Source organism: Sphingomonas bacterium (genome assembly GCF_028289855.1).
In the GTDB taxonomy this organism is placed as follows: Bacteria; Pseudomonadota; Alphaproteobacteria; order Sphingomonadales; family Sphingomonadaceae; genus Sphingomonas.
In genome coordinates, this window is record NZ_JAQGKZ010000115.1 from 1 (window position 1) to 5,874 (window position 5,874).

General features: G+C 64.6%; 11 protein-coding genes and 1 pseudogene. All 12 read left to right on the forward strand.

Features of this window, described 5'->3' with window-relative positions:
• Positions 1-360: pseudogene (tuf, locus tag JWM94_RS13545) on the forward strand (elongation factor Tu); the annotation flags it as partial.
• Positions 361-512: 152 nt separating this feature from the next.
• The gene (gene rpsJ, locus JWM94_RS13550; RefSeq protein WP_146570118.1) at positions 513-821 is read left to right on the forward strand and encodes a 30S ribosomal protein S10; all 309 of its coding nucleotides are present in this window, start codon (positions 513-515) and stop codon (positions 819-821) included.
• A 206-nt stretch (positions 822-1,027) separates the two neighbouring features.
• A complete protein-coding gene (gene rplC / locus JWM94_RS13555; RefSeq protein ID WP_299427985.1) occupies positions 1,028-1,900 on the forward strand; it encodes a 50S ribosomal protein L3 in 873 nt (290 codons plus the stop codon).
• A 2-nt stretch (positions 1,901-1,902) separates the two neighbouring features.
• The gene (gene rplD / locus JWM94_RS13560) at positions 1,903-2,532 is read left to right on the forward strand and encodes a 50S ribosomal protein L4 (protein WP_299427988.1); all 630 of its coding nucleotides are present in this window, start codon (positions 1,903-1,905) and stop codon (positions 2,530-2,532) included.
• Positions 2,525-2,848: a 50S ribosomal protein L23 gene (locus JWM94_RS13565; RefSeq protein ID WP_299427991.1), complete on the forward strand. Its 324-nt coding sequence runs from the start codon at positions 2,525-2,527 to the stop codon at positions 2,846-2,848. The genes rplD and JWM94_RS13565 overlap by 8 nt, the downstream gene beginning before the upstream one ends.
• Positions 2,848-3,702, forward strand: coding sequence for a 50S ribosomal protein L2 (rplB, locus tag JWM94_RS13570; protein WP_299427994.1), 855 nt, complete (start codon positions 2,848-2,850; stop codon positions 3,700-3,702). The genes JWM94_RS13565 and rplB overlap by 1 nt, the downstream gene beginning before the upstream one ends.
• A 2-nt stretch (positions 3,703-3,704) precedes the next feature.
• The gene (gene rpsS / locus JWM94_RS13575) at positions 3,705-3,980 is read left to right on the forward strand and encodes a 30S ribosomal protein S19 (protein WP_146570123.1); all 276 of its coding nucleotides are present in this window, start codon (positions 3,705-3,707) and stop codon (positions 3,978-3,980) included.
• A gap of 1 nt (position 3,981) precedes the next feature.
• Positions 3,982-4,359 (forward strand): 50S ribosomal protein L22, encoded by a 378-nt coding sequence (rplV, locus tag JWM94_RS13580; protein WP_299428008.1) that lies wholly within the window; start codon positions 3,982-3,984, stop codon positions 4,357-4,359.
• A complete protein-coding gene (gene rpsC / locus JWM94_RS13585) occupies positions 4,359-5,066 on the forward strand; it encodes a 30S ribosomal protein S3 (protein WP_299427999.1) in 708 nt (235 codons plus the stop codon). The genes rplV and rpsC overlap by 1 nt, the downstream gene beginning before the upstream one ends.
• A gap of 11 nt (positions 5,067-5,077) precedes the next feature.
• Entirely contained in the window at positions 5,078-5,512 is a 435-nt protein-coding gene (gene rplP / locus JWM94_RS13590; RefSeq protein ID WP_299428002.1) for a 50S ribosomal protein L16, read from the forward strand.
• A 1-nt stretch (position 5,513) separates the two neighbouring features.
• The gene (rpmC, locus tag JWM94_RS13595) at positions 5,514-5,741 is read left to right on the forward strand and encodes a 50S ribosomal protein L29 (protein WP_299428005.1); all 228 of its coding nucleotides are present in this window, start codon (positions 5,514-5,516) and stop codon (positions 5,739-5,741) included.
• A gap of 10 nt (positions 5,742-5,751) precedes the next feature.
• Positions 5,752-5,874, forward strand: a 123-nt coding sequence (gene rpsQ / locus JWM94_RS13600; protein ID WP_299428011.1) for a 30S ribosomal protein S17, incomplete at its 3' end; no start/stop codon positions are given.

Below are 5,874 nucleotides of genomic sequence, written 5' to 3' on the forward strand. Positions count from 1 at the left end.
GGCGCGCTGATCCGTGGCGTCGGCCGTGAAGAGGTCGAGCGTGGCCAGGTTCTCTGCAAGCCCGGCTCGATCAAACCGCACACCGACTTCGCGTCGGAAGTGTACGTCCTGTCGAAGGACGAGGGCGGCCGTCACACGCCGTTCTTCGCCAACTATCGTCCGCAGTTCTACTTCCGCACCACGGACGTGACCGGCACCGTCGAGCTGCCCACGGGCACCGAAATGGTGATGCCGGGCGACAACGTCGCGCTGGGCGTCAAGCTCATCGCGCCGATCGCCATGGACGTCGGCCAGCGCTTCACCATCCGCGAGGGTGGCCGCACGGTCGGCTCGGGCATCGTCTCGGGCATCAGCAAGTAAGCTGACACCAGGTTAAGCCGCCCGGGTCTCCGAAAAATCGGGGCCCGGGCGGTTGCTTTTTATGAGAGCCTCCGTTAGGGGCGCGCCTCCAGTTTAGTTTTAAACCCGCAAGAGCCCGGCAACGGGCCCGCTCTTTCGCATTGGCAGGAACCATGGACAGCAATATCCGCATTCGCCTGAAGGCGTTCGACCATCGCGTGCTCGACCAGGCGACCGGCGACATCGCCGACACCGCGCGCCGTACCGGCGCGATGATCCGTGGTCCCATTCCGTTGCCGACGCGCATCGAGAAGTTCACCGTCAACCGCGGCCCGCACATCGACAAGAAGTCGCGCGAGCAGTTCGAGGTTCGCACCTACAAGCGCATGCTGGACATCGTTCAGCCGACCCCGCAGACGGTCGATGCGCTGATGAAGCTCGATCTCGCCGCAGGCGTTGACGTCGAGATCAAGCTGGCCTAATGGCCCTGCTCCTGCGGTCGACCCTGGGTCCCGCAGGACGCTGACAAATAGAGATACCGCTGATCTTCGGATCAGGCAGCGTCTCCCGTCACGTTCTTAGCTCACGCTACGAACAACCAGCCCGGGACGGGGGCTCGCTTCGCTTTACCGGGCTGACACGCACCCTCGGAATTGTCCGTGGGTGCCTCTGTTGAGGAGTATGGATCATGCGCACTGGCGTGATCGCGAAGAAGTTGGGGATGACCCGCCTGTTTCAGGACGACGGCCGCCATGTGCCGGTCACCGTTCTGAGCCTCGAAGGGCTGCAGGTCGTTTCCCGCCGCGAACAAGATCGTGACGGCTATACCGCCGTCCAGCTCGGCGCCGGTACGGCGAAGAGCAAGAACGTCGCCAAGCCGCAGCGCGGCCAGTACGGCAAGGCTGAGGTCGAGCCCAAGGCGATCCTCGCCGAATTCCGCGTCGATGCCGATAACCTGCTCGACGTGGGCGCCGAGATTTCGGCCGCGCATTTCGTCGCCGGCCAGATCGTCGACATCCAGGGCAAGACCCAGGGCAAGGGTTTCCAGGGCGGCATGAAGCGCTGGGGCTTCGGTGGTCTTCGCGCCACCCACGGCGTCTCGGTCTCGCACCGGTCGCTCGGGTCGACCGGCCAGCGCCAGGATCCGGGCAAGGTCTTCAAGAACAAGAAGATGGCCGGTCACATGGGTGACAAGTACCGCACCCAGCAGAACCTCGAGATCGTCGCGACCGACGTCGCGCGCGGCCTCATCTTCGTGAAGGGCTCGGTGCCCGGCTCGAAGGGCGGCTGGCTGTTCGTCAAGGACGCGGTCAAGGTCGCGCGCCATGCCGACGCGCCGTTCCCGGCGGGCTTGCGCAACGCCAACGACGATGTCGAGCCCCACGTCGGGATCGAAATCGACGAAGCCGCGGTCCACGAAATCCCCGCACTGCCGGGCGATGACGAAGTCGCCGCCGCTGTCGAGGCCGCCGATGCACACGGTGCGGGTGAAACCGACGCCGAGATCGCTGCCGACGACAATAATGCCGACTCCGGCGACACCACTGGCCAGGAGGGCTGAACGTGAAGGTCAAGATTTCCTCCTTCGACGCCAAGGCGAAAGCGGCGGACGTCGAGCTCAACGACGAGGTCTTCGGCCTCGATCCGCGCGCCGACATTCTGCACCGCGTCGTCACCTGGCAGCTCGAAAAGCGCCGTGCGACCGCACGCGGCACGCGTGAGCGCGCCGACGTCGCCCGCACCGGCAAGAAGTTCGGCAATCAGAAGGGTGGCGGTACCGCCCGTCACGGCGATCGCCGCGCTCCGGTGTTCGTCGGCGGCGGCAAGGCGCACGGCGCCCGCGTCCGCGACTTCAACCCGTCGCTGAACAAGAAGATTCGTGCGCTGGGCCTGAAGATGGCGCTGTCGAGCCATGCCAAGGCGGGCTCGCTGTTCGTCATGGACAGCCTGGCGGTCAAGGACAGCAAGACCAAGACGCTCAAGGGCAACCTGGAGAAGCTCGGCTTCGGCAAGACCGCGCTGGTGATCGACGGCGACGCCGTCGACAACAGCTTCGCGCTCGCCGCGGGTAATCTGGGGCACGTCAACGTGCTCCCGGCGGCCGGCGCGAACGTCTACGACATCCTGAAGCATGATACGCTGGTGCTGACGCGCGCCGCGATCGAACAGCTGGAGGCGCGTTTCAATGGCTAAGAAGCCTGCGAAGTCGGCCGTCGACATCCGTCACTATGACGTGATCGTCGCGCCGCACATCACCGAGAAGTCGACGATGATGTCGGAACACAATGCGGTGGTGTTCAAGGTCGCGCGCGATGCGACCAAGCCCGAGATCAAGGCCGCGGTCGAGGCGCTGTTCAATGTCAGCGTCACGAACGTCAACACGATCGTCCAGAAGGGCAAGACCAAGAAGTGGAAGGGCGCCGATTACACGCGCTCCGACATCAAGAAGGCGATCGTCACGCTGAAGGACGGTCAGTCCATCGACGTGACGCAAGGGGTCAGCGCGTAATGGCACTCAAACATTATAACCCGACGAGCCCGGCACGCCGCGGCTTGATCCTGATCGACCGATCGGCACTGTTCAAGGGACGCCCCGTCAAGGCGCTGACCGAGGGCAAGCAGAAGACTGGCGGCCGCAACAACAAGGGCCATGTGACGTCGCGCGGGATCGCCGGCGGTCACAAGCAGAAGTATCGCATCGTCGACTTCAAGCGCCGCTTGTGGGACGTCGACGGCACGGTCGAGCGGATCGAATACGATCCCAACCGCACCGCCTTCATCGCACTGGTCAATTACGGCGCGGGTGAGGACGGCAAGGATCGCCTGGCCTATGTCATCGCGCCGCAGCGTTTGGCAGTCGGCGACAAGATCGTCGCCGGTAAGAAGACCGACGTGAAGCCGGGCAACGCGATGGAGTTGGGATCGATGCCGGTCGGCACGATCGTCCACAACGTCGAGATGAAGCCGGGCAAGGGCGGTCAGATCGCACGGTCGGCTGGCACCTATGTGCAAGTCGTCGGCCGCGATCGCGGGATGGTGATCGTCCGCCTCAATTCGGGCGAGCAGCGCTACATCCACTCGAACTGCATGGCGACCGTCGGCGCGGTGTCGAACCCCGACAACCAGAACACCAACCTGGGCAAAGCCGGCCGCAACCGCTGGAAGGGCATCCGTCCTCTCACGCGCGGCGTCGCCAAGAACCCGGTCGATCACCCGCACGGCGGCGGCGAAGGCCGCACCTCGGGCGGCCGTCATCCGGTCACCCCGTGGGGCAAGCCGACCAAGGGTGCTCGCACTCGTCACAACAAATCGACCGACAAGATGATCATCCGGTCGCGTCATTCCACCAAGAGGAAGGGCTAACCATGGCTCGTTCAGTCTGGAAGGGCCCGTTCGTCGAACTGAGCCTTCTCAAGAAGGCGCAGACCGCGCAGGAAACCAACGCGCGCGCGCCGATCAAGACCTGGTCGCGTCGTTCGACCATATTGCCCGACTTCGTCGGCCTGACGTTCAGCGTCTACAACGGCCGCAAGTTCGTGCCGGTGTCGGTCAACGAGGACATGGTCGGCATGAAGCTCGGCGAGTTCGCGCCGACCCGGTACTTCCCGGGCCATGCCGCCGACAAGAAGGGCAAGCGCTAAGATGTCCAAGGCTAAATCCCCCCGCAAGGTCGGCGACAAGGAAGCCTTGTCGGTCGGCACGCAGATCCGCGGTTCGGCGCAGAAGCTGAACCTGGTCGCGGCGCTGATCCGCAACCGCAAGGCCGGCGACGCGATGAACATTCTGGCCTTCTCCAAGAAGGGCATGGCGATCGAGGCGCGCAAGGTTCTCGCCTCGGCGATCGCCAACGCGGAAAACAATCACAACCTCGACGTCGACGCGCTCGTCGTCGCCGAGGCGTCGGTCGGCAAGTCGATCACGATGAAGCGCTTCGCGACCCGCGGCCGTGGCAAGTCCACCCGCATCCTGAAGCCGTTCTCACGTCTGCGCATCGTCGTGCGCGAGCAGGAAGAAGCATAATGGGTCACAAGTCGAACCCCATCGGTCTGCGTCTGCAGATCAACCGCACCTGGGACAGCCGCTGGTTCGCCGAAGGCGCGGACTATGGCCGGCTGCTTCTCGAGGATCTGAAGATCCGCAAGTACATCATCGACACGCTGCCCCAGGCCGCGATTTCGAAGGTGGTGATCGAGCGTCCGGCCAAATTGTGCCGCGTCTCCATCTATGCCGCGCGCCCCGGCGTGATCATCGGCAAGAAGGGCACCGACATCGAGAAGCTTCGCAAGAAGATCGGATCGATGACTTCGTCCGACGTGTCACTGAACATCGTCGAGATCCGCAAGCCCGAGATCGACGCCAAGCTCGTCGCCCAAGGGATCGCCGATCAGCTCGAGCGCCGTATCGCGTTCCGCCGCGCCATGAAGCGTGCGGTCCAGTCGGCGATGCGCCTGGGTGCCGATGGCATCCGCGTTCAGTGCGGCGGTCGTCTCGGCGGCGCCGAAATTGCGCGGACCGAAAGCTATCGCGAGGGCCGCGTGCCGCTGCACACGCTGCGCGCGCACCTCGACTATGCCGAAGCGCAGGCACACACCGCTTATGGCGTGTGCGGCGTGAAGGTGTGGGTGTTCAAGGGCGAGATCCTGGGTCACGACCCGCTCGCTCAGGAGCGTCTAATGATGGAAGCGCAGACTTCCGGCGTGCGCCCCGCGCGCGACGACCGCCGCTAAGGATATAAGAGATGCTGCAACCTAAGAAGTTCGCGCACCGCAAGCAGTTCAAGGGTCGCATTCATGGCGATGCCAAGGGCGGCGCCACGCTCAACTTCGGCTCGTACGGGTTGAAGGCGCTGGAGCCGGAGCGGATCACCGCGCGCCAGATCGAGGCGGCTCGCCGCGCGATCACGCGCCACATCAAGCGCCAGGGGCGGTTGTGGATCCGCATTTTCCCGGACGTGCCGGTAACCTCGAAGCCCGCCGAAGTCCGCATGGGCAAGGGCAAGGGTGCGCCCGAATATTGGGCCGCCCGCGTCAAGCCCGGCCGCATCCTGTTCGAGCTGGACGGGGTTCCCGGCCCGCTCGCGGCGGAAGCGTTCAGTCGTGCGGCGATGAAGCTGCCGATCAAGGTCAAGGTCGTGGCGCGTCTGGGTGACACGTCGCACCTCGGAGGCGAATAAGATGGCGAAGAAAGAAACCAAGTCGACCGGGCTCGACGTCGCCGGCAAGAGCGACGACCAGCTCAACGAGACGCTGGGCGAGCTGAAGCGCGAGGCGTTCAACCTGCGCTTCCAGGCGGCGACAAGCCAGCTCGAGAAGCCGAGCCGCGTGCGCGAGGTCCGTCGCGACCTCGCCCGCATCAAGACCCAGCAGTCCGTGCGCGCGAAAACCGCCGCGGCTGCGAAGTAAGGAAGTAGCAATGCCGAAGCGCGTGCTGACCGGACAGATTGTCTCGGACAAGGGCGACAAGACGGTGGTCGTGAACGTGGAGCGCAAGGTCAAGCATGCGCTCTACGGCAAGATCATCCGCCGTTCGAAGAAG